This is a genomic window from Brevibacillus centrosporus, from assembly GCF_046622605.1.
GTDB classification, from domain to species: Bacteria; Bacillota; Bacilli; order Brevibacillales; family Brevibacillaceae; genus Brevibacillus; species Brevibacillus centrosporus.
In genome coordinates this window covers 2842879-2867207 of the sequence record NZ_CP176856.1, presented here as the reverse complement: position 1 = coordinate 2867207, position 24329 = coordinate 2842879, and the positions used below count along the sequence as shown (strand labels likewise).

The 24329-nt window shown below is 47.1% G+C and carries 18 protein-coding genes; 2 read left to right on the top strand and 16 right to left on the bottom strand.

What is annotated here, in order from left to right:
- Positions 1–70: 70 nt before the first annotated feature.
- Positions 71–991, bottom strand: coding sequence for an MsnO8 family LLM class oxidoreductase (locus ACLIN2_RS14645; RefSeq protein WP_411504403.1), 921 nt, complete (start codon positions 989–991; stop codon positions 71–73).
- A gap of 68 nt (positions 992–1059) precedes the next feature.
- Here ACLIN2_RS14645 and ACLIN2_RS14640 point away from each other — a divergent pair, with 68 nt between their 5' ends.
- Complete coding sequence (locus ACLIN2_RS14640; protein WP_411504402.1) at positions 1060–2385, top strand: MFS transporter; 1326 nt, start codon at positions 1060–1062, stop codon at positions 2383–2385.
- 78 nt (positions 2386–2463) lie between these two features.
- Here the strand turns inward: ACLIN2_RS14640 and ACLIN2_RS14635 are convergent, their stop codons facing one another.
- The 6 genes from ACLIN2_RS14635 to ACLIN2_RS14610 form a co-directional block, all read right to left on the bottom strand.
- Positions 2464–3852, bottom strand: a complete 1389-nt coding sequence (locus ACLIN2_RS14635; RefSeq protein WP_301172882.1) for an APC family permease — start codon at positions 3850–3852, stop codon at positions 2464–2466.
- Positions 3853–3906: 54 nt separating this feature from the next.
- Entirely contained in the window at positions 3907–5361 is a 1455-nt protein-coding gene (locus ACLIN2_RS14630) for an NAD-dependent succinate-semialdehyde dehydrogenase (RefSeq protein WP_411504401.1), read from the bottom strand.
- A 48-nt stretch (positions 5362–5409) separates the two neighbouring features.
- Entirely contained in the window at positions 5410–6768 is a 1359-nt protein-coding gene (locus ACLIN2_RS14625) for a glutamine synthetase family protein (RefSeq protein ID WP_411504400.1), read from the bottom strand.
- 36 nt (positions 6769–6804) lie between these two features.
- Positions 6805–7566: an SDR family NAD(P)-dependent oxidoreductase gene (locus ACLIN2_RS14620; protein ID WP_092270115.1), complete on the bottom strand. Its 762-nt coding sequence runs from the start codon at positions 7564–7566 to the stop codon at positions 6805–6807.
- Positions 7550–8656, bottom strand: coding sequence for a M20 family metallopeptidase (locus ACLIN2_RS14615; protein ID WP_411504399.1), 1107 nt, complete (start codon positions 8654–8656; stop codon positions 7550–7552). The genes ACLIN2_RS14620 and ACLIN2_RS14615 overlap by 17 nt, the downstream gene beginning before the upstream one ends.
- Before the next feature lie 156 nt (positions 8657–8812).
- Positions 8813–10897, bottom strand: a complete 2085-nt coding sequence (locus tag ACLIN2_RS14610) for a sigma-54 interaction domain-containing protein (protein WP_411504398.1) — start codon at positions 10895–10897, stop codon at positions 8813–8815.
- Positions 10898–11086: 189 nt separating this feature from the next.
- On the opposite strand from ACLIN2_RS14610, the gene ACLIN2_RS14605 reads away from it, so the two are divergent.
- A complete protein-coding gene (locus tag ACLIN2_RS14605) occupies positions 11087–12826 on the top strand; it encodes a methyl-accepting chemotaxis protein (RefSeq protein ID WP_411504397.1) in 1740 nt (579 codons plus the stop codon).
- Between the two features lie 282 nt (positions 12827–13108).
- Here the strand turns inward: ACLIN2_RS14605 and ACLIN2_RS14600 are convergent, their stop codons facing one another.
- The 9 genes from ACLIN2_RS14600 to ACLIN2_RS14560 form a co-directional block, all read right to left on the bottom strand.
- Entirely contained in the window at positions 13109–14092 is a 984-nt protein-coding gene (locus ACLIN2_RS14600; RefSeq protein WP_122961826.1) for a 2-hydroxyacid dehydrogenase, read from the bottom strand.
- A gap of 242 nt (positions 14093–14334) precedes the next feature.
- Complete coding sequence (locus ACLIN2_RS14595) at positions 14335–15690, bottom strand: DJ-1/PfpI family protein (protein WP_411504396.1); 1356 nt, start codon at positions 15688–15690, stop codon at positions 14335–14337.
- Positions 15691–15856: 166 nt separating this feature from the next.
- Positions 15857–17200: a DJ-1/PfpI family protein gene (locus tag ACLIN2_RS14590; RefSeq protein ID WP_258957762.1), complete on the bottom strand. Its 1344-nt coding sequence runs from the start codon at positions 17198–17200 to the stop codon at positions 15857–15859.
- Positions 17201–17228: 28 nt separating this feature from the next.
- On the bottom strand, positions 17229–18020 hold the full coding sequence (locus ACLIN2_RS14585) for a tyrosine-protein phosphatase (protein ID WP_218033692.1): 792 nt from the start codon (positions 18018–18020) through the stop codon (positions 17229–17231).
- A gap of 30 nt (positions 18021–18050) precedes the next feature.
- Positions 18051–19265: an MFS transporter gene (locus tag ACLIN2_RS14580; protein ID WP_411504395.1), complete on the bottom strand. Its 1215-nt coding sequence runs from the start codon at positions 19263–19265 to the stop codon at positions 18051–18053.
- A 108-nt stretch (positions 19266–19373) separates the two neighbouring features.
- Entirely contained in the window at positions 19374–20735 is a 1362-nt protein-coding gene (locus ACLIN2_RS14575; RefSeq protein ID WP_411504394.1) for a DJ-1/PfpI family protein, read from the bottom strand.
- A 57-nt stretch (positions 20736–20792) separates the two neighbouring features.
- A complete protein-coding gene (locus tag ACLIN2_RS14570; protein WP_400581895.1) occupies positions 20793–21488 on the bottom strand; it encodes a hypothetical protein in 696 nt (231 codons plus the stop codon).
- 510 nt (positions 21489–21998) lie between these two features.
- Positions 21999–23015 carry a TerD family protein gene (locus tag ACLIN2_RS14565; RefSeq protein ID WP_411504393.1) on the bottom strand — a complete coding sequence of 339 codons (1017 nt, stop codon included), beginning with the start codon at positions 23013–23015 and terminating at the stop codon, positions 21999–22001.
- A gap of 138 nt (positions 23016–23153) precedes the next feature.
- A complete protein-coding gene (locus tag ACLIN2_RS14560) occupies positions 23154–24002 on the bottom strand; it encodes a hypothetical protein (RefSeq protein ID WP_411504392.1) in 849 nt (282 codons plus the stop codon).
- Between the last annotated feature and the right edge of the window lie 327 nt (positions 24003–24329).

Here is a 24329-nt window from a genome sequence, read left to right as displayed (position 1 = left end):
ATAGTAACCGAGAGTTGCGCAAAAGTCCATGAGATTTTCAACCATATTTTTTTGGTAAAGATGTTCTGATTTACACAATACTTCCCAAGGATAAAACCAAATGCGCCAGCCGCTTGTAAGATCCCAGCCGCTTTTGATAATCGGGAACATCCGTGATGATCATGAGTTCATCTGCACGAAATTTCGATACGAGCTCATCCAAAATGGGCGCCAGCTGTTTCGATGTGCCTATAATCATTTTAGTGGAACGGCTCCCTTCCTTTTTTTCACAGATCATTCTGGATGCCTCTTCCTCGGTTGCCGCGCAATACACACTGACAGCCAAAATAACTTGCGGCTTCTCATGATGACGAGTGGCTTGAAACTGTTCGCGGTAATGCGCAATGGCCTCTTCCCCAGGCTGCTCACTCATAAAGTGGCCAAACACGTAGCCAGACCCGAATTTTGCAGCAAGCTCTGCACTTTTGCGATTGGTGCCGAGCATCCATAGCTGTGCAGGAGCAGGCGGAATAGGCCGTGCGATCACGGGCTGCCCTTCCACTGTAAATTCATTGGCTAAAATAGCGGACAAGTCCCCGACAAGTTCCTCCATCTTCCCCACTTGCGCGAGAAAGCTGCCACTAATGGCCAAGGAGGCATGAGCGGACCCTCCAGGCGCACGTCCTATTCCTAGATCGATCCTTCCCGGGTACAGCGTTGCCAACAGGGCAAAGGCTTCTCCGACTTTATACGGGCGGTAATTGGGGAGCAGTACCGCTCCTGAGCCTATTCGGATACGACTTGTCTTTGCTCCGATGTGCGCGAGCAGCACTTCTGGAGTTGACGAGGCAAATTGTGGCATGTCATGATGCTCAGAGACCCAGTATCGCGAATAGCCCAGTGCTTCTGCGGTTTGCGCGAGCACTACCGATTGCTGCAGGGCAGCATGGGGGGCGACTTCTTGATAGATAGGGGAGAGATCTAGAACACTAGCTTTGATTCCTTTCAGCAAGTCAGTAACACTCCTTTCGATCACGATGAGAAGCAAGTCTACAATATGGGAGAAGAAGGCGGTGTCCTATGAACGATAGAATCACGATCCCCATTTGGGCTATCGGATCATTCCTCGTTTTAATGAATACGACGATGTTCAACGTTTCTTTGCCCAGTATCATTACGGCTTTGCATATCGATGCCGGGCTCGGCTCCTGGATCGTTTCCGGGTACTCCATCGTCTTCGCTCTTTCCACGATCATTTTCAGCAGACTCTCCGACAGTCTCCCGATCCGCAGCCTGCTCACTACTGGCCTTTCCATCCTTGGTGTTTCTTCTATTATCGGTTACATGGCGGACAGTTTTTTCCTGATTCTGCTCGCGCGCCTCCTGCAAGCCTGTGGCGCTGGGGCTGTCCCCGGACTCGGGATGATTTTGGCCAGCCGCTACATACCCGCAGAGCGGAGGGGCAGGGCCATCACGGTTCTGGCATCGGGCAGCATTTTGGCTTTCGGCTTAGGTCCAGTCATAGGTGGCGTCCTCACGCAGGTAATGGGCTTTCATGGACTGTTTTTAATCATCTGCCTGGTCTTCGTTTTGATTCCCGTTCTGTGGAAGCTTCTGCCCAAGGAGACATCTACAGGGCTGCAATTTGATTTCGCGGGTGCTCTTTTGACTATCGTTGCTACGGCAAGCTTGTTGATCGCCTTGACTCAGCTGTCTTTGTTCTTTTTGTTGATAGGGATCGCTGCGATTGTCGCGAATATCCGCCACCTGCGCCAAAAAGAAAAGCCTTTCATTCATCCTTCCTTACTCTCGCATGCAGGCTATCGAAAGCTTGTCATCATCGGCTTTTGTGCATTCATCTTGAATATGTCCAACCTGTTTTTGATGCCCTTGGTACTCGCGCAGGTTTTCCATCAAAGCGCTGCAGCCATTGGACTCACGATTTTTCCTGGAGCGATATTGTCCAGTATCGTCATCCCGTTCATTGGACGCTTGATTGACAAGTATGGAAATTTTCGTTTTTTGCTCGGCGCCCATTTTTTTCTTTTTCTTTCCATTCTACTGACTGCGGTACTTCTACCACAATCACCTATTGTCATTTTACTCGCTTATGTACTGTTTGCGCCTTCTCTTTCCACTATTACCTCTACCCTCTCCAATGAGGTTTCACAAATCCTGCCGAAGGAAATGATAGGCGCAGGGATGGGACTCTTGCAGCTGTCGCAATTTCTCGGCGGCTCCTTTGCCGTTGCCCTTTGCGGATTGCTGCTCAGCTGGGAAAAGAATCTTCCTGTACAGCTTGCGTTCCAAAGCCTTTTCTTCTTACTCGCTCTCGTGCTGCTCGGTGCGATCGTGATGGTCATCCGCTACCGAAGCACCCAACAAGCACGTACATTTAGTGCCTAACCAAAAAGAAAAGACAACGGCATGCAGGGCGTGGTAGTAACCCTGCAGTCGTTGTCTTTTTTCGTTGCACCCATGTGTCTACAGATCTCGCATTGTTGGCGGAAGCTCTCTAAATCCTTTTGTTTTGAATGCAAGCAGAATTACTCCTACAATCATCCAGCTTGTTCCTACCGCAAAAGTTTTCCAGTCAAAGCCCCACCAAACAAATCCGATGACAAGGAATCCGAGCCATGGGAGCAAGCAGTAGTTGATGAAGCCTTTCATGTCTCTCTTTCTTTTCTTCACGAAGAAGTAAGCAAAAACGGATAGATTCAGAACCATAAAGGAAGTCAGCGCACCGAAGTTGACCAGCTGAATGATCGTTTCAATCGGCATGAACATCGCAATGAAAAACGAAGCCGTCCCGACAAAAATGGTAGCATTGAACGGTGTTTTGTATTTCGGGTGAATTTTCCCCAAGAAGCCTGACATCGGGAGCAGCTTGTCGCGGCTCATCGAGTAGATAATGCGGGAGATGGCAGATTGAATCGCCAAAGCGTTTGCAATCCCCACTGCGGCAACGGCAATCAGGATGAATGCGTAGTACAGGAACGCTCCCCCAACTTCACGTGCGATATCGAAGTAAGCCATATCCGGGTCAAGGTTGGTGTAATCGGGATGTGCCAGCGCAGCCAGATAGGTTTGCGACATAAAAATCACACCGATCAGCACAAGGGTGGACACGGTAGCTCGTCCAACCGTTCTGCCGGGATTTTTCACTTCTTCAGACAGGGTAGAAATAACGTCGAAGCCTAGGAAGCCCAGAACCGCGATCGAAGCTGCACTCGCGATAAACCCGAGGTCAATCTTGTCGGCTTGGAACAAAGGTGCCAGGGAGAAGCCTCCTGCTCCGTGACCATCAATAAACACGAATTTGATCGCAAGAACCATAAAAGCAAGAAGGATGGCAATCTCAAAAAAGAGAAAAATCTTGTTCGTTGTGGCTGTCAGTGTTATTCCTCGTGCCGTAACAAATGTATTAATGGCCAAAAATACCAAAACGATAAGAGGCGTAGGAATAGCAGGAAAAATGCTGTTTAGCCACAACGCAGAAAATGCGGTCAGCAAAGCAGGAGCCATTAAATAATCGACGGCGATCAGCCAGCCTGTGACAAACCCGACATGGGGGTTCAATCCGCGCTGTACATACGAATAGACAGAACCTGCGATGGGAAACTCCTGGCTCATTTTGCTGTAGCTGAGTGCCGTAAAGACCATCGCGATGACGCCTACCAGATAAACGATTGGAACCATTCCAAATGTTTCATGCGCAATCATTCCATACACTTGAATCGGGGCGATCGGAAGCATCGTGATCAAACCGTAGATGACAAGATCCTTGAAAGTAAGAGCTCGCTTCAGCTCCTGTTTGTATCCAAGGTTCGTGCCGGTCTCGGGTGATTGCACTTCTGCAGCGGCATTTGACATACGCACACCTCATTCTTTGATTTTTTCGAAGCAAAGACCACCGAAGCGGTGGCGTTACTCGAGCGTTAACGCCACGTACTTCAGCTCCATATATTCCTCAAGTCCTTGGTGACCGCCTACTCTGCCGATCCCACTTTCCTTTACACCACCGAATGGCGACTGAGGATTGGCGAGGGATGTTCCGTTAATGGCCAGATTTCCTACCTCCAGACCATCAATCATCCGGAACATCCGGGCAGCGTCTTTTGTAAATACATAGGCAGCCAAACCATAAGGCGTATTGTTGCATCGCGCCAAAACTTCAGCTTCATCGGTAAAGGACAGCACCGGTGCTACCGGACCAAAAATTTCCCGTTTGGTCAGCTCCATGTCAGCTGTCACTTCATCCAGCAAGGTTGGTGCGTAGAAATACCCGTCTTGCAGACCTTCATCCGATACGCGGTTGCCTCCGACGACGAGCTTTGCCCCTTTTTCTACTGCATCGCGCACCAGCGTCTCGACTTTATCCCGATAGTTCGGGTCGATCATCGGGCCGACTTGTGTGCCTTCTTCTGTTCCGAAACCTACTTTCAAGCTGCGCACTTTTTCTGCCAGCTTTTCCACGAGCTCTGCACGAATTGATTCATGTGCGTAGATCAAATTGATCCCGTTGCAGACCTGCCCGCAGTTCTCAAACTTGTTGCCCATGATGGCATCGACAGCCTTCTCGAGATTGGCATCCGGAAAGACGACGACCGGTGCATTTCCACCCAGCTCCAGCGTGAGACGCTTCACATTGTCAGCCGCTTGGCGCATCAAGATTTTGCCCACCTCTGTGGACCCCGTAAACCCGATTTTGCGCACGCGCGGATCAGCAGACAATGTGGCTCCGATCTCCTCTGCAACACCTGTCACGACATTGGCGACGCCTGCGGGAATGCCCGTCGCCATCAGATGATCGAGCAACGCGATCGCGATAAGGGGAGTCTGCTCCGCCGGCTTCAGTACAAACGTGCAGCCTGCCGCAAGTGCCGGTGCGACCTTGTTCGCTACGATGGCACTCGGAAAGTTGGCAGGTGGAATCAGTCCAACCACACCGATGGCCTCTTTAAAGACCATCAGACGCTGTCCTTGTCGGGAAGCTGGAATGATCTCCCCGTAGGCACGCTTTCCTTCTTCCGCATACCAGCGAATATAGACCGTCGTTCCATAAATTTCGCCTCTTGCTTCGTCTAACGGCTTTCCTTGTTCGGTCGACAGCAGCCAAGCCAACCGCTCTTGATCAGCCAGAATCCGTTCCGCCCAATCCAGCAGGTAGCCGGCACGCTGATCTGCTGGAAGCTTCGACCAAGTTGGAAATGCTTTTGCTGCAGCATCAATCGCCTGCTCGGTCAATGCTTTGCCTCCGCGGGGAACACGGGCCATCGGTTTTCCTGTCGCTGGATTGATGACATCCATCGATTCTTTCAAAAAGACTTTTTCCCCATGGATCCAGGCATAGTTCAGATCGTCATGCTGTATCTGGAACATCGTCGGTTCCCTCCTTTTCATTGCGTACGAAAAAGCGCTTTGCCTGCGTTAGATAAACTCGAAGTACTTTTTCCGCTCCCAGTCGGTTACTTCGAGGAAATAGTCGTTCAATTCATTTTGGGCGGCCGTCAGGTAATGATCGACTACGTCATCTCCCAAAAGCTCACGGGCGATTTTGCTATTCGAAAGCTTTTGGATGGCTTCTGCCAAATTGGCCGGCAAGCGTCTCACTCCAGGAGCACTGGAAGCATCACCTTTTGTTGGGGCTTCGATGTCGATTTTGTGCTCGATACCGTACAGTCCTGAAGCCAGGCAAGCAGCGAGAACGAGATAATGGTTGGCGTCAGAGCCCGGAATGCGGTTTTCGATGCGGCAGGACTTGCCTTGTCCATCTACGCGGAAAGCGGTCGTGCGATTATCTTCGCCCCATGTCTGTGTATTCGGCGCTCCCCCCGTATTGGCAAGGCGCTTGTACGAATTGATGTACGGCGCATAAAACAGCATGAACTCAGGAGCGAGCGCCATCATGCCGCCGAGAAAGTAACGCCCCGTGTCAGACAGCTTATAGGGATGGTTTGCATCGTAGAAAACATTGTTTCCCTGTAAGTCCCACAGGCTAATATGCGTGTGTCCGCTGCTGCCTGATGCTTCTGTATCGTGCTTCGCCATAAATGTCACCATCAGGTTGTTCAATGCGGCGATCTCTTTGATCCCATTTTTGTAAATAGCCGTGCGGTCTGCCATTTCCAGCGCTTCTGCGTACTGCACATTCAACTCGACTTGGCCGTTCCCCCATTCCCCTTTCAGAGCTTCTACAGGGATACCGGCTTCTTCCAGATAGCGAGCCAGCTGACCTAGGAACCAATCATCCACATTAAGCCGATAGATCGAATAGTCGACTGGATAAGAGAAAAGCGGCTGCAAATTTGAGAAGTTCTTTTCCCTAGCAGAGTCTATCGTTTCTTTGAAAATATGAAACTCGATCTCGGATGCCGCATAGGCGCGATAGCCCAGTGCCCCTGCTTTTGCCAACTGCTTTTTCAGGATATTCCGAGGGGCGATCGTGACTTCCGATCCGTCTTTATTGTAAATATCACCGATGACCACCGCATTTTTCGGAATCCAGGGGTATGTGCGCAAAGTGGAAATATCCGGTATGACCTTGATGTCATGCAGCCCCGTATCAAAGTTGCAAAACGTGTAGTTCTCTGCGTATTTCAAGCTGACATCCCAGATGAAATTGATGGCGCAAGTGTGAATTCCGTGTACGGCGTCATCGAGAAAATAGCGCACCGGCACCTTTTTTCCAAACAGCTTCCCTTGCATATCTACACCTGCAACGGTAATCATGTCGATCGTTCCATTTTGGTACTGATCCTTTAATGCTGAAAGATCAAGCTTCCCCATGCTGCTCACTCCTTTTTGTGTGAAATCTGACGACGCTTAGTGAATCGTCCAGCCGCCATCTACCACGAGCGTGCTGCCCGTTACGTAAGAAGCTTCATCCTGAGCAAGGAACAAAACGGCATTCGCTACATCCTGGGGTTGTCCGATACGCCCTACTGGCAGACGCTCCAAAATCCATTCTTTTACTTCCGGGATCGCCAAGCCTTTCTCTGTGAACGGAGTCTGAACGACGCCAGGAGCAACCGCATTGCACGTAATCCCATGAGAGGAGAGCTCCAGCGCGATGGCTTTCGTCAGCATGTGCAGTCCACCTTTTGACGAATTGTAATGAGGCTGGCAATGCCCGCTGCTGGAAACAACGCGATGCGCTTCCACGGAAGTAATGTTAATGATGCGTCCGCCTTGCCCCGCTTTGATCATTTCCTTTGCGACTGCTTGCGAGCAGAGGAATGGAGCTTTCAGGTTTACGTCATGCACTTTGTCCCATTCCGCTACGTCCAGTTCAAGGAACGGTGTAAAGGCAACGATTCCCGCATTGTTGACGAGGATATCCACTTTGCCGAATTCTTGAATGGTTTGCGCGACCATGTTGTCCACTTGATCCTTTTGAGTGACATCTACCTTTACTACCATCGCTTTACTGCCTTCAGGGGCTAGGGAAATCGTTTCATTCGCACCTGCTTCGTTCAGGTCGGCGACAACCACTGTAGCACCTTCTTCGAAAAGGCGAAGGGCGATTGCGCGTCCATTCCCCGACCCTGCTCCTGTTACGATTGCTACTTTATTTTTCAATTTCATCTGTGCTCACCTTTCCTTCCAATTGTTTGATGAAATGTTTTAGAATTTTTTGATAGTAAACGAGTGACTCAATTTCTACGTACTCGTCAGGTCCGTGATGATTCGCACCTATTGGACCAAACTCGACGGCTGGAATGCCATATTGAGCAAAAAATCGCGTATCGGCGGAACCGTCCTGGCCAAACAAAGCGGTTTTCTTGCCGAAGACATGAGCGGTAGATTGGTAGAGCGATTGCACATAAGGATCGAATTCACTGGTAGTGACAGGTGAGCCGTGCCGGAGCGTTTCCACATGAGCATCTGGAACAGCCTGCCGAATGGATTCGAGAATATCCGCCGGGTTTTGTGTAGGGAGATAACGAATGTCCAAGTAGAGCGAGCAACGATCCGGTACCTGATTCAAGGCTGCACCGCCCTCAATCTTTGCTAGATTAAAAGACGGCACCGGGAAAAAACGACTGCTTTCTTGCATGAAATCAAGGGTCGCAAGCTCGTTGTACTTTTGCATGGCAGCTACAATCGCATTCTTCCCGAGCCATGGTCTGCTTCCGTGAGCAGCAACACCAGAAAACTCGACTCTGACCTGCAGGACACCTTTTGCCTGAACGGCTATATCCAGGTTGGTCGGCTCCCCACAAATGACAAAATCACCTCTGCTCCCTTGTTCAACTAGAAAACCGCTGCCTAATTCCCCGCCTTTTTCCTCATCCGGGACAAGTTGCAGAATTATGCGACAGTTTGGCGGCTGGTGAACAAGATCTGCTGCCAGATTCATCATCGCGGCTACCGATCCGAGCATGTCATAGCTGCCTCTGCCGTATAGCCTTCCACCTTCCACTCGCGGGATGAAATTCTCAGGATGTCCGGGCACTACATCAAGATGGCCATTCAAAACGAGCGTGCTGCCAGCATTCACTTGACCGATCGTTGCCGTAATCATTTTGAGCCCTTGATTCTCCCAGAGACGGACAGGAACACCATGGCGCTGTAGCCAATCCGCACAGAATTCAACGGAGTAGTTGATCCTCTCGGGAGTCGTGTTTTCCATTTGAATCAGGCTGCTAGTCAATCGAACAAGCATATCTTCCATGACGATCACATCCTTCTTTGATCTGTGCTGTTCGCTCTAGTTCTTTATTCCTATTCGATGTAAGCCGCCACTCATTAGCTAAGCAAGTCCCATGCCAACATGTTCTGCTACAATTTCAATTATTTAGAATGGACAGAAAACGGGAGAAATGGGTGATTATCTTCCCGTTACTCCCATTTCTCCCGATTTACCCTTTTCCGTATTGCCGCAGCACAGATGATATCCTCTCTCCGTCAAGGCAATGCCTCCGCGCCCTGTGCTCACTTCGATTAATCCCTCGCTCCGCAGCTTTTCGATGATGCTCCTGACCTTTGTTTCATGAATCACCACACCATTTTGACGTGCCTGTTCGACTAAGGAACGCCTGCCAGCATTCCTTCCGCTTGTCTTGGCTTGATAAATCAGGTTCAGGATGAATCGCTCGTTATCGGGAGTAGAGTGATACAGCTGAAGCGGTACCTCATTGGGCGAGATCGCTGCAAACTCCCTTTCGTCCCCCTCGTCTAATCCGGGTATATCACTGGCAGACAGGTTGGGATCGTTCATGAAGGCAACGTACTCCATCGCGTTTTCCAGCTCACGCACATTTCCATGCCAGTCATGTCTGAACAAAGAGGCCAGCAGCGGCTCTACTAACTGTTCGTCTGCTCCTCGTCTGCGCAAAAAATGAGCAGACAGCAGCGGAATATCCTCTTTGCGTTCACGAAGAGGTGGGATCAGCAGCTGGAGAACTTTTAACCGGTAGTACAAATCGGCACGAAAAGCCCCGTCGTTGACCATCCTGGACAATTCGCGGTTGGTTGCCGCAATCACTCGAACATCGACAGGAAGCAAACGGGTTCCGCCCACTTTCAATACTTCCTTTTGCTGCAGGACACGCAGAAGCCGGCTCTGCATATTCGGAGAAATGTCCCCAATCTCATCCAAGAAGATCGTCCCTTTGTGTGCTTGCTCAAACAGCCCAGGCTTGCCCCCTTTGCGCGCCCCTGTAAAAGCTCCTTCTTCATAGCCAAACAGCTCACTCTCCAGCAAGTTATCCGGCAACGAGCTGCAGTTGACGGCAACGAACGGATACGAGGATCGGGTAGAAGCCTGATGAATCGCATGGGCAAACAATTCCTTGCCTGTTCCGCTCTCCCCGAGAATCAGCACCGCAAGGTCACTGTTAGCCATTTTTTCTGCTTGCTCTACTACTTTTTTCATACGACTCGAGGTTGTAACTAGATCGTAAAAAGAGTATTTGGCATGATGTCCTTTTGCATGCAGCCGCAGCTTCAGCTCCTGCTCTTCTACGTGGCGTGCCGCTTTTAAGGTCAGGACCCCGCCTGTCGAGTGGCCATTTTCCTCGATAATCTGTCTGCTTGCGAGAACCTTGTGTTTTTTAATTTGCAAAAGGGCTTCGCTGAACTCTTCTGTCAGCGCATCCAAATCGATTTTGACCCGCGCAAACAAGCTGTTTACCGTCAGTTGGATGGCCTCCTGAACCGTACAATCGAACAGGGCTTGCGCCGCGGAATTAAAAAACGTAATCTTTCCGTTCATATCATAAGCGATGACGCCATCCTGTACCATGTCAAGCGTTTGCTGCAGCAGCAGCTTCGTATGAATCAAGCCTTGCATCGTGATCTGAATCCCTTGGCTCCTCGTAATGATAGATTCAGAATAAACAGACAACATATCTCGGGCGTCACTATGCAAGAGATTAAGCTGTGTCAGGATGTCGACGAGTGTGCTGACATCGATGACCCTCTCTCCGATATCAATCACGCGGGTGACACCGTCTGGTACAAGCTGCCCTTCTCCTGGTGTAATCGCAGAAGGATACGGCGGACAATTTTGGATTTCCGGATAATATGGGAAAAGCTCGATATGACCTGCTCCCAGCTCCCTCAAAAGGGCGATCGTTTCTTCCGCAGAATCCTTCTCGTCGTTGACCATGAGAAGCTTCGACCCTACAGGAATCGACATCACCTTTTCCCAGCTAGTTCGCAATAAGGTTCGCCGAATGATCAAGATTACTGTGCCCGGTTTAATTTTGGGTGCGAGCTCGCGTGTAAAGATCGTTTGCGTACTGATGAGAACCATGTCGTAATTACTATCGTTGTTCCAAGACTTTTGCGAGAAACCATAGAATTCTATAAAGGCACCAAATAGGGCAATCAACTGGTCTGTGATCGCCTCAGCAGTTTTACTAGATCCTGCAATAATGGCTACTTTTTTCTTTCCTTTGATTGGAAACACTCCTTCTTCCTCCACTTGATTCCTCAGAACCTGCTCTTTTGTCTCTATTCCTATTATCGTCCTATTCTCGTCCTTATTTGACAAATAATAATATAAATCGACAAAAAAATCACCCAAATAATGGCATGATTCTTGCAATTCAATAAACGGAGCGTTTTTCCCACAAAATAGAAAAAGGAGTTGAAAAAAATGCCACGCAAGAAGATGCAGGTCTCATTCTTCGGTAAGAATCTGGTGCTCTCCTGCTTGACGATTCTCTTGATGGGCTTGATGTTGGGGGTCGCCAGCTTTGTTGTTCAGGATACAATCCTTCAGCAAAACCTGGATGAGCAGGCACGAGGATTCGCTGCTTACGCAAAGGGAGAGATTGACATTGCGGACATCAAGAGTGCTCTTACACAACATGATCCAAAAGACCCAGTTCAAGTAAAACTAACGGCCCAGCTCGACCGGATGTCCAAAGAAAATCCAAACATTGCCCAAGCGTACGTCTTTGGTGCAGAGCTGAAAAACGGCAATACCAACCTCACAATCGCACTGCCTACGCATGTGTATGAAGCTGGCTTCAAAGCAGGTGATGACTTCGAGCAAGCACCTCAATGGGTAGTTGCCGCTGAGAAGCTGATGCAGAGCAAAGAGGCAGTGAATACAGGAATCTACAGTGACGTGTACGGCACGTGGGTCACGATCCTGCAGCCGCTGATGGATGAAAACGGAAATATCATCGCGATTTTTGGCGTTGATACGAATGCCAATATCGTGGATCGAGGCAAGCAAGAGCTCTTTCAATGGTTGGGAATTGGCTTCCTAGCATCCTTCATTATCGTTTTCCTCTTACAATACGGCTTCCTGCGTAAATTCTTGTCTCCGCTGAAAGATCTGGTACAGGTAATCGGAAAAATGAATGAAGGACACCTGGATGTCTCCATCCAAGTGAAACAAAACGATGAGCTGGGCCTAGTCGCGGAGAAAGTAAACGGCTTGATCAGTCATTGGCGCACGATTATCGAAAACGTCCAAAAACATGCAGAGCACGCTGCGACATCGGCCCATGAGCTGGCAGAAGGAGCGGCTCAGAATACGGCTACCTTGCAGCAAGTGACCGAAACCATCCAGGACTTGAAGGCAGGTACAGATGCTACCTCCCTCTCTGCAAACGAGAATGCTCGCGCCATGACAGAGATGGCCACAGGCATTCAGCGGATTGCGGAATCTACCTCCTCCGTTGCAGAATCCTCCCTCGACATGTCGAAGGAAGCGGAAAAAGGAACAGATTCCGTGCAAATGGTCATTGACCAGATGGATTCGATCAGCCGTTCTGTTCAAATCTCGGCATCCGCTCTCAGCTCACTCGAGAGCAGTTCGAAAGAGATCGGTCATATCGTCGATGTCATCACGGAGATTGCCTCCCAAACCAATCTGCTGGCTTTGAATGCGGCGATCGAGGCGGCACGTGCAGGTGAACACGGGAAAGGATTCGCGGTTGTGGCAGACGAGGTTCGCAAGCTTGCCGAACAGTCCTCCAAATCGACCGCTCAAATCACTCTCCTGATCGAAGAAATTCAGCAGGAAATGGGCAAAGCCGTACAAAGCATGAAGCAAGGTACGAAAGAAGTGGAAACGGGGATCCAGGTTGCGAAAAATGCGGGAGATGCCTTCCAGCATATCCTGAATGCTACCCAGCAAGTTGCGGAGCAGGTCGAGGACGTTTCTGCTGTCTCGGAGCAAATGTCTGCAAGCTCTCAGCAGGTTTCCGCAACGGTAACGCAGCTCGCTTCCATTTCCCAGACATCCGCGGACCAGATAACGGATGTCGCTGCCGCATCGGAAGAACAGTTCTCTTCCCTGCAAGCGATCTCTGAATCGGCACAGCGTTTGAATCAGATGGCACAGGAGCTGCGCGACACCGTGAATGTCTTCAAAGTATAGCGTTCGAACTGCATCATTCGGTAGAGCAGGAGTACATCCTACATTCATTGCCCTAGCAAACGCTTAGCGATAAGACTTTACTCATATCGTGGTAAACAGAAGACGTGTACCGGTATTCCTGATCGCAAGGAAGGCTCAACAACCCGGTCACGTCTTTCTGCTTTTCTAATGTCCAGACGTTTCGATATGGGGAGATTTCTTTCCAGAAGGTTTTCTACCCAAGCATTCCTGGCTTCTAAAAAGGAAAAGACAACGTCGTCCGTTGTCTTTTGTCGTAGCTGTTTATTTTTCGATTTCCAGCACTTCCGGATTTATCAGCGCAGGTGGTCGATTGCCAAGAATTCCTTGAACAAAGTTCTCTGCCGCGAATTGCACCATCGCCTGTCTCGTTTCCCATGTAGCCGATCCGATATGTGGCAGAGTGACCACATTCGGCATAGACAAGAGTGGATGCTTCGGGTCTATTGGCTCTTGGACAAAGACATCCAGCCCCGCTGCCAAAATCTCTCCTTCTTGCAAGGCCGAAACCAGTGCCTCCTCATCTACCGTGGCGCCGCGTGAGCCATTCACAAAAATGGCCGACTTCTTCATCAAGCGGAACTCTTTTTCCCCGATCAGCTTGGTCGTTTCTGCACTCAACGGAACCATCAAACAGATGAAATCCGCCTCCCGACAAAGCTCTTCGAGGCTGCAATACGTTGCCTGATAGGTTTTCTCAACCTCTTCATTCCGGGATCGATTGTGGTACAAGATATTCATCCCAAAGCCAAAATGGGCACGTTTTGCGATAGCAGCGCCAATGCGCCCCATCCCGATGATCCCAAGCGTCTTGTGGTGCATGTCCACCCCGTAATACTCAGGCGTGATATGCGACGTCCAATTGCCAGACTTGATCATGTGATCCAGCTCTGGAATGCGCCGTGCAGTCGCGAGCATCAGACCAATCATGGTGTCTGCCACTGTTTCATTCAGCACATTGGGCGTGTTTGTTGCCATTACACCGTGTCTTGTGAGCGCAGGTACATCCAGATTGTCGTATCCCACGCCCACATTACTGACGATTTGCAGGTTCGGTGCCTTTTCCAGAAGCTCGTCGTTTACCTTCAGACCCGTTCCTAACAGTCCCTTTGCCTCTTTTAATTCTTCGTAGAACGCCTGCATATTATCGGCATGAAGCTGCTCAAAATAGACGACTTCACAGGCTTCCTGGACATACTCGAGTACACTTGGTTCCACTTTTTTATAAATAATCACTTTCGGTTTCATATACATGCCCTCGCCTTCCAGAAAGTAGATGATACACTGCCAATACGAGCGAATTGTCAGTTGTCTTTTCTTTTTCGCAAAGAACTTCTATAATTCCTGCTATTGCTTCCCTTCCTAACAAAAAGAGGCGGGGGATTTCTCCCCACCCTGCGAGTAAATGCTTGAATCTGCGTCCTGCACACATCGCTTCGATTACCAAACCTTCAGTTGAATCGTGATTGTCCTTTGGTTTTGTTCGATAATCATTTCGTTGATTCCTTTACTAAAAAACGTCTATCAATAAAGTATGCAAACAGCAAACTGATAGTGGCTAGAAATAGTGGTACTCCAAAGGCTTCAATTGAGAATGGATTACCCTCTAGCTGCAAATAGTCTGCACGATACTCCAAGCGCTTTGCTCCAAATTTTGCAGTCAGCTTATCCTCCTGTTTAGCTAAATCTTCAAGTGGTGCATCAAACATAAATCTCTTCGTAGATTCGCTATGCAAGAATTCAGGCTTAACGCTCTTTCCGCTTGCAATCCATGCTTCTACTTCCTCGGCTCCCAATATTCTTGCCTCGGTGCCTGGAACAATGAGGCGATCTAACTGAGGAGCATTCTGAATTTGATATTTAGAAATCAGGTTCAGATGATATTTTGTGACTATCGGTTGCTCATTGCTCGATATAGAAATGACTTTCGTCGTTCCTGAAGCCGCATACGTATCATATATCGCGGATAACTCGCCATCATCCATACCATTGTATAACAATACGCCTGTCTGTGTCTGGTTCCACTGAAAAGCTTGATTAAACAGGTAAATTATTTCGCTCCTATCCAGGTAATATGGATCAACCTTAGGATTATTCACAAAGTGGTAGGTAGGGTAATTCATGTCGGCCGCAATTTTTTCGGCCATTGATTTGCCCAGCTGCTGGGAAATGACATAGAGGGTAGCATCGATTCCTGATGTGAGACCTGCCGAGGATACTATTTTCTCTCCACCCACTACATATCGCTGGTCCCTAATCCAGTTTGTTTCCGAGAATGACTTTTTAATTTGATCAAAGAATTGCCAATGCACAGTTGAAGATTTTCCTGTTAATAATCCCGCATCTGCCGCATTGACAGCTCCTCCACATATACTCAGAATGAACGTGTCCGAATGTTTTTGGATCCATTCACGTACAGGTTTATATTTTTCCTGGTTTTCTAAGGGCATGTATGGGATCACAATGAGATCTGGACTTTTACCTAACAATTGATCCAATTCTTCAAAAGAATAATGTGGCAACAAATCAAGACCACCTGTTAACGAGGTAACATTTTTGTCAGGAGCAATGGCGAACACATTATAAGCTTTAGTCATCGCTAACATTTGATAGGGAACCAAAAAATCAAATACTTCTGTGGTTGGACTCCCCAAAAGAACTGCGGCAGTCGGTTTGTTCGGATTATAATCAGGTATTTCTACCTGGTTTATTTTGGGGATCGGTTCATTGCGTAAGGAGTACCAATACGCCTTCTGCTCACCAAGAAAACCGATTACCCCACCTCCTCCAACGATAAACACGAGTATACCTAGATAAACAGCCAAACGTAGTAAAAACCTTTTCAAAGAAATTTCCTCCTTATTAAATCCATATGCCTTCCATGCATTTCACTATAATCCACCAATATGAACGTACTATGAACAGCGGATGCTGCTTCCCTTTGCAATCATGAAAACAGACCGTATCCCCATGTATAATGCGGGGGATACGGTCTTATCCTTCAATCAGTTATTAAACCCATTTTGAAAGAAAACGTCTATCAATCAGGTAGCCTGTCAACAAAGCCCCAACACCAAGCATAAGCGCGGTGATAAAAGCTTCCCAGGCAAATAGTTCACCCTCCAGCTCTAAATGATCAGGCCGATATTCTAATCGTTTGGCGGCCCATTTCGCTGTAAGAAGGTCCTCTTGCTTCGCTAAATCTTCCAGCGTCGCGTCAAATACAAACCTGTCTGGCTTGTGGCTATGGATGTATTCAGGTTGCACTCCACGATCTTGTTCGTTCCATGATTGACTAGCGTACGTTGACAACGTGGGTGCCTCTGTGCCTGGCACTAATAATCGCTTAATTTTGGGAGCATTCGATACTTGATACCTAGCTACGAGATTTAAATCGTGTTTTGTCGTGATAACGCCTTCCGAATTTGAAATCGTAAAAACCTTTGCCGTACCTAATGGCGAATACGTGTCAAAAATGGAAGCCAGTGCACTTTCTTCCATTCCTTCATAAAGAAGAACACCTACTTGCTTTTTTTGAAACTGAAAGGCCAGATTCATATAATAAATTGCCTCAGTTTTATCAATATAATAAGGCTCTACTTTAGGATTGTTCACATAGTGATAAGAAGGGTAATGCATCTCTTTCGCTATTTTGACAGCAGCAGACTCTCCTAACTGTTGCGAAATAACATAGAGAACAGCATCGATACCCGATGTGAGACCTGCTGAGGATGTAATATTTCCTGCCTGGACGAACCTCTGGTCCCTCATCCAATTGGTATCAGGATATGTTTTGGTAACCTGGTTAACGATACGCCAGTGGATGGTGGATGTTTTCCCTTTTAATAACCCTGCATCGGCAAGATTGCTTGATCCAGAACAGATACTTAATATCTTGGTTTTCCCATGTTTTTGTATCCACTGTCGAACAGGACGGTACTTCCCTTCATCGTCCATAGGCATATAAGGGACCACAATAAGATCAGGACTCTTTCCAAGTAACCCATCCATTTCTTCAAATGAAAAGTGTGGAATGAGATCCAAACCACCGGTTAAAGCCGCGACCTTATTTTCTGGTGCCACAGCATACACATTAAATTCGTCCGTCATTGCAAACATTTCGTAAGGAACAAGAAAATCAAATACCTCTGTAATTGGATTTCCCAATACGACTGCAACTGTCGGTTTAGTGGGATCATACTTTGGTATTTTTACTCCCTGAAAAGAAGGGCTTGATATGTTACGAACAGATATCCAATCGGCTCTTGAGCGAACAGCACCAAATGCACCAACACCCCCCACAAATAAAAGAAATAGAGACAGATATAGAACAAAACGCATGAATCCCTTCTTCAATTCGTATTCCTCCACCGGAAAATATGCTTTAATCAAGAATCAATTCTTTCAATTTTCGCAAGGTACCTTGTTCGATCCCACATGCTCGAATCAGGTACATGTCAATCGAACCGTACTTTTGAATTATGTCACTGAACACTTCATCCAAGCACTCCTTGTTAGCCATCAATATGAGTTTTATTCGCGCTGGCTTTACCTGGAATAAAGTCAACCATGACATCGCTTTACTCAATTTCTCCAAGCGTGATTTGTATAAATCATTGGTTACTAGATATTCTTGCACAACAATGGGATAAGGAACTCCCGCGATCAATTGGATTAATGCCGAAATAAAACCGGTACGGTCCTTACCCGCCGTACAATGAATTAAGGCAGGAAGATTTTGCTCTTGAGCGAGTAAGTCTATGATTTTCTTTATCTGTAGAGTACTCTCTACTGCCATATAATGATAATAGGCTCTACTAAACTTCTTGAAATTTTCTGCTCCTGCCCTCCCAAAAAAGAAGTCTATGATTTGTCGTTTACTGGCTTGTGTTCCCTCCAGATGAAGTGGCATATTCATAACCTTAAATCGTCCGTGTGGTAATAGACGTGATTGTTTTGATTTGTGCTCTTTTGGAGAACGGAGGTCACATATGACTTTTATTCGACATTCATCCAGCTTTTTCAAATCATTTTCTGTCATCCGGGATAGATCGTCAGAGCGGTAAAGAACTCCGGTTTTCAAACTTCTTCCATCTTCCGTTTTCAAGCCTCCCATGTCCCTAAAGTTAACCAGTTTATCAAATGACAGATTCATTTCTCCAACAGCTCGCTGCAAAGGATTCCCTCCCGTTTCGTGGTTTCTCGATTAAGGATTCTGCATGTTTAACAAGGCAAGATGACGGTTAAATTTTACGTGCAACTTACTGCCTCGCCAGAAAAATACAACACTTAACAGAGCAATGAGACCGTATGTTCCAAATGTGAAGAACCCGCCAGATGAGAAGTGTGTGAGAATCACACTACCTAGCCAAGGACCAATAAAAGACCCCAGTGTAGTGAAGCTTTGCGCTCCGTAGTACGCTCCACGAAAATGAGCAGGTGTGATTTGATCCAACAACTGGTATTCCGCAGGGATAACTAGTACTTCCCCCATGGTAAAAACAACCATGGACACAACAAAGTGCCACCACTCATTTGCAAAAGCAAAACCAAGCATCCCTAAGGCAAAAATGCTGCTGCCCATAAAAACGGACACAATAGGTTGAAATTTTTGAGCAATCCTCGTCACTGGAATTTGAAACACGATTACACAAATCGAATTGACACCGACAATGATTGCAAATAACTTCGCAGGTTCATTTACCTGTAGGCCTAAATACTGCATAAGTGGAACAGACCATTGACCATGAACAACCGTGCTTAAAATTCCCCCTATTATGAAAAGAAGCAATGGAGCGTCTCTATAAATCACTTTGCACGCAATTACGATAGAGGACTTATCGGATTGGTTGTAGGAGGCTGGATGGCGGGTATCCTGTTTTATCAAAACGAGAAGTCCGACTCCTAAAATACAGTAGACTGCTGCCGCGACATAAAAGGATTCAATCGATCCTCCTATATCCGCCAAGAGCCCAATCAATGGTCCCAACGCATAGGCAATATTCACAACCAGGTAACGCAGTGAAAAAACTTTCAAGCGATATTCCGACGGCGTTACATCTGCCATTAGTGCTTTTGAGACTGGGCTAAAAAAGCCGGAGAAAAAACCTTTGAGAAAAACAAATAGAAACAACAAAACGGGTTCCTTACTCAATGCGAAGCCTATCATAAAGACGGAATAGGCAAACATAGACAGTATGAGAACTGGCTTTCTGCCTAAAACATCCGAAAGCGATCCCGCCAAAAATCCGCCCAATGTTGCAGCCAATGGTACGATCCCAGAAAGTACACCGATGTGGATGGGCTCCATTTTCAGCACACTGGATAAATAGAGCGGCAAGAATAGAATGGAAGTGGCATCTGCCAAGGTTAAGAGGAAAGTAAAGCACACGAATAGATACACATATGGATGATGAGTCATCCTGGCCCTTCCTATGTGAGACAAGAGTACAGCTCCTTTTTGATATAAACTTTAACAATCTAAAGAAAAATGGTAATGATGAACGCATCATGAACGAATCCCTTGCTATCACCTGTACGGAAGATGCTTTATCTTTTTCGTCATGAACCGTTTGTCAATGAAGCGCGCTACCAGCAAGGAGATAATGGTTAACAGAATCAGATTCCCATAAGTCTCTAAAGAAAACGGTTTGCCTTCAAGCATAATTTGGTTGGCTCGATATTCTAATCGCTTCACAGCGTGCTCTGCACTTAAAATGTCCTCTTGCTTTGACAGATCCTCAATCGGTGCCTCGAATACAAATCTATCTAGTGAGTTTTCATGTATGAGCAGTGCATTCTCGCTTCGCCCAGCTTCCTGCCATTGCTGAATATCCTTAGCTGCAATTGTTTTGGCATCAGCCCCGGGTACGATCATTTTATCGAGCTTCGGTGCATTCGGCATTTGATACCTAGCCAGAAGTATGAGATTGTGTGCAGTAACCACTGGCCGCTCTGATTGGGAAATGGTCAATACATTCGTCGTTCCGGTATCCGAGTAAGAATCAAAGATGGAAGAGAGCGCCAATTCTTCTATTCCGTTGTATAGCAGCACTCCTGTTTTTTGCTTGTGCCACTGATAAGCATTGTTTAACAGGTATGTCATAAACTTCAAATCAATTGAATAAGGATCAACATTTGGATGATGTAGAAACGGATAAGAAGGATAATGAACCTCCTTGGCAATCTGATTCGCAACAGGTTCTCCTAATTCTTTTGAAATAACGTACAGGACCGCGTCAATTCCAGCTGTTTGACCAGCTGATGTGATTATGTTACCTTCTACGACGTACCGCTTGCTTACTGTCCAAGCAGTATCTGGAAAAAACCTTTTCATATCCGGCATGATTTGCCAATGAGTTGCTGCTGATTTTCCCTTTAGTAATCCTGCATCTGCGAGTTGAGCCGATCCTGCACAAATACTCAACAGTGTCGTATCCGCGTGCTTTTTAATCCATGTAAGGACGCTTTGATATTGACTACCAAAAATAAGCATATTCGGAACAACAATTATGTCAGGACTCTTTCCTAGCAATCCATCCAATTCTTGAAAAGTAACGTGTGGTACAACATCTAGCCCACCGGTTAATGATTTCACCTGATGATCGGGGGCAACCGCATAAACGTTATAAGCTCCCGTTCTAGAAAATAGATTATACGGCATGAGAAAATCAAAATCTTCGGTAATCGTGTCCCCCAATACGACTGCAACAGTTGGCTTAGCGGGATCATGTTGAGGTATCGTTACTCCCTGTAAAAGAGGGACAGGCTCTTCTCGGAAGGACTGGTAAAAGTCTATCTGTGAATTTCGAAATCCGACAGCTCCGACGCTGCCAGCGATTAACACAAAAGTCACTACATAAATAGCGATGGGCATTAGTATTCGAAACATTTCAGTCTCCTCCTATTACTTAACCTTCTATTCTTGCTTGTTCTGGTTAACTTCACGTCATTTCTCTTCTGCTATCGCAACTACATAAGAAAATGTCCTGATTTTCCCATCTTGTTTAAACTCAGCCCATATTTTATACAGACCGGGATTGGAGAACTTTGTCTCAAAGATTGGCTCTTCCCCATTGGATGGGTGGACATGAAGATATTTTTGAGCATTTTCATCCAGAATGACTACATGCCCCATAGCACCTAAATAAGGAGTAAGTTTGGTGCGATCCAAGTCAAATTTCAGCGAAACGGGTTCGTTTGTACGAAAAGAACTCATGTTCAGCTTTACTGTTTCTCCCTCTACCGTCTGAATGAGTTGGTCATCAGGCTTGAGTTCCTCATTGTCCACTGAAACGACTGGATTCCCAACAACAAAGGGTACTGGCTCAACCGAATATACTAGCTGCTTTGGCTTAATATCAATAAATGCCTTATAAAAACCATTCGGCAGTATTTTCCCAATCCTAAATTCTCCCTTCCCAATCCTCTCTGGATGGAGGTGGTAATACTTCTCCTGATGTTCATCCACAATGATAAAATGAAGTAGTTTTTCATGATTGATCACAAGTTCATGAGCGTCATTACCGTGCCCTTCCTCTCCATTTTCATGAACACCATCACCATCCGTTCGCAGCTGTTCTACGGCAACCACCTGTTGATTTTCAACAAGATAGCTTTCATAAAATGCATATCCCCCAAACACTACTGCTAATTACAGAAGCGCACCAAACACCGCTTTCACCTTTTCTTTTCTTTATTACCAGTTCCTTGAGTGTTGCCATCACGAATGCTATCCATCTACATGCTCATTTCTCCTCGTGTTGATGAATGATAATATCGTCGTTACTGACTTGCTGTACCCAAAATATAAATCGCTACTGTGAACACAATATGAACTCTGTATTTTCGTTAAAAGGGCTTGAATGCATATCCCGTTGAGGCTGCAACACCTTTTTAAGCACAGAAAAAGCCTGTTGGTTGAGGAAAGACGAATCGTCATTCCAGTCAACAGACTTGCGTAAACGGTCCCAAACAAATTGGTGAAGGATACAGCATCTGGTTATTTTTATTGTGTGGCAACTGTTCCTACTGAATGAAAAAGGGAGTGTATACCCCATAGAAAATTGACTCTATTTAGCCTCTCTCGCTAATGAAACGGTATCATTACAGCAGGGCAACTAGTGTCGACTGTCTGCGTACAAATTAACTTTCCTCAAACAAGAAATTCTGCCATAATCTGCTCGAGATCGAAGGGCGTTACCCCTTCCTCAGGAGAAAAAATAGCATCCGCTAGGTCTCGGGTTTCTACCGACTCCCCTCTTGCTTCCACATGGAGAGAGAACAAATCGTACAGGTCAGGCTTTCGCCAGACCGTCATGGCTTTCCCCATCAGTACCATACCTTTTGGGTTGCCTTCGACATGATTGTAGTGGTGTGGATTTCTCGTCAATGCTAAATCTGTCCAGATGACCTCGCGTTTCACCAGGTCCATGATGACTGGAATCGCAATCTGCGTATCAGCCGTGACGTCCATCTTGTTCGCAACCGTGGCGGGCTCAAATATCTCGCCAGAAAGAGGTTTCTTCCGCATCATCCAGCCCGTAAAGCACTCTGGCAAGTTGCAGTAAGGTTGATTCGTGAAGGAGTGTAGAGTGGCTACGAGATAACGACCTCCAAAGTTCACAATGGAAGGAATATGCAGATCTATGAATTCACACGCCCCCTGAGGAGCCGAAACCATATCCCCACTGTGGGCAGCCTGGTATTTAGAGGACCGCAAATTCGTATAAGAAACATGCACCACATACTGCCAGTTCTGGTCGTACATGACGGCTGACAGATCAATATCGACACGCCCCGTTGGCTTACCATCAACATTCCCCTCTTTCCACCAGAAGAAGAAACGAATGGTATCTCCCTCCCCCATCGGAAGCCGGCTTCCCCTTACGATCGTATGAAGGGCTTTGCTGGCAGACCTCTGAGAAAACGGCACGTGATAGTTCTTCAAGCGATTGTCGACGAACACTCTTCCCAATGGAGGTAGCTCAGCAAATCGCTGAATCAGCGACTCTTTACATATTCGCACGATCTCCTGGCACGCAGCTTCATCGATAACTGGCAGGGTATAAGGAGCTGCAAATGCTTTTGCGACGTTTCCTTTAGGAAAAAAGATCCGAAGCCCCTGTCGTTCCATCCGACGGGCAAAATGATTTTTCACTTGAAGCAGCACAGGCGTCGATACCTGACTGGCGACCTCTCCAAAAGCCAGTGCAACATACTCGCTTTATTCGGTCGAGCGCAACAGGTGATCAAGCCTTCTGGCAAATTCACCCGGCCGCTGCATCAACAACTCGATTGCATTCCAGATCTATCGCGATTGAAATGCGAGCTCCACTGATGTGTTATAAGTTGTAAATGGCTTGTTATTCCGCAGGATATCAAAAGCTTCTTCACAACGGGCATATCTATGCTTGTATTCGGAGGGGTGCAGAATTTCGCCTAGTCGAATCCAGCGTTCCTTATACCTGAGCATATCCTCCACAATAGGGTGACATTGTTCCAGCAACCCAAGCAACAGCCGTCTTTCGCTCCGTTTCAGCTTGCGAAAACGGGTAGCTTCAGCCAGGCTGATATCACCATCCGATAAAGCCACTGCCAAACGCAGGACATCGGTAGCCGTTTTGAAGTATCGTCCGATCCGGTTTACGTCGGCTTTATCCTGTTTCAATAAACACCCCACCATGAATCCCACATTTTCCTTGAACGGAATCACGTCTGGCAGAATCGCATCCAATTCATCCGGCTCGGCGAACTCAACAGCAGCTCCAATATCTTCTCGGTCCGTATCTGAGATAGATGTCTTCGCTTGGATCAGCTGACGGATCATAGCATAAAAGTCATCCTTGCTTCCCAAATCAATGACTTTCAGCTCTTCGTCATTCTGAAACGTAGGTCTGCTTGTTCGCTCATAAGCAGGCAGGTCCAGTGTAAGGTAATGGTAAATGGCATTCAGATAGAGCTGCGCATCCGATGCCTGCATCACCTGCTCGGGAAATCCCGGATACATAGGCTGGTATTGCACATGTGCGCCGAGCAGCAACCGAATATCCGCATCCAGCTGACGATAAAACGCTGCAAACTGGTCCTTGGATAAGGTGCGTAAAGCATGCATCAATCGATGGGAGAACGTGTATCCAAGAGACTCCACATTTTTCATAGCGGTAGCCAAATATACCTTTGGGAGTCGATCGGCTCTTTTCCCTTGGCTGACAATCAGTTTATTTGCTCTTCTTAAAAAATCGTATTGATCATCATTAAAGTGTCCAGGAAAGCTCGATCCCTACTGTCATTAGGAGTCAAGTAGAAGGAAGGATCGCAATAGCCTGAAAGCTGGGAGTTCAAAGCCGTTGACCTTGAACGCTTGATGCATTCAGCATCACATACTGCCCCAGCTGCGAACATGGCGAAAGTATTACGACTTGGAAAAATAGTCCGAATAAAAATGGGGCAAATGCGGTCTTTTCCAATCGAGTAGGAGGGAGCG

What these genes read in the sequence shown, in the direction of transcription:
- ACLIN2_RS14640 (WP_411504402.1), top strand. Translation starts at nt 1,060, where the DNA reads ATGAACGATAGAATCACGATCCCCATTTGGGCTATCGGATCATTCCTC.
- ACLIN2_RS14635 (WP_301172882.1), bottom strand. Translation starts at nt 3,852, where the DNA reads ATGTCAAATGCCGCTGCAGAAGTGCAATCACCCGAGACCGGCACGAAC.
- ACLIN2_RS14630 (WP_411504401.1), bottom strand. Translation starts at nt 5,361, where the DNA reads ATGTTCCAGATACAGCATGACGATCTGAACTATGCCTGGATCCATGGG.
- ACLIN2_RS14625 (WP_411504400.1), bottom strand. Translation starts at nt 6,768, where the DNA reads ATGGGGAAGCTTGATCTTTCAGCATTAAAGGATCAGTACCAAAATGGA.
- ACLIN2_RS14620 (WP_092270115.1), bottom strand. Translation starts at nt 7,566, where the DNA reads ATGAAATTGAAAAATAAAGTAGCAATCGTAACAGGAGCAGGGTCGGGG.
- ACLIN2_RS14615 (WP_411504399.1), bottom strand. Translation starts at nt 8,656, where the DNA reads ATGGAAGATATGCTTGTTCGATTGACTAGCAGCCTGATTCAAATGGAA.
- ACLIN2_RS14605 (WP_411504397.1), top strand. Translation starts at nt 11,087, where the DNA reads ATGCCACGCAAGAAGATGCAGGTCTCATTCTTCGGTAAGAATCTGGTG.
- ACLIN2_RS14600 (WP_122961826.1), bottom strand. Translation starts at nt 14,092, where the DNA reads ATGAAACCGAAAGTGATTATTTATAAAAAAGTGGAACCAAGTGTACTC.
- ACLIN2_RS14580 (WP_411504395.1), bottom strand. Translation starts at nt 19,265, where the DNA reads ATGACTCATCATCCATATGTGTATCTATTCGTGTGCTTTACTTTCCTC.
- ACLIN2_RS14575 (WP_411504394.1), bottom strand. Translation starts at nt 20,735, where the DNA reads ATGTTTCGAATACTAATGCCCATCGCTATTTATGTAGTGACTTTTGTG.
- ACLIN2_RS14560 (WP_411504392.1), bottom strand. Translation starts at nt 24,002, where the DNA reads ATGAAAAATGTGGAGTCTCTTGGATACACGTTCTCCCATCGATTGATG.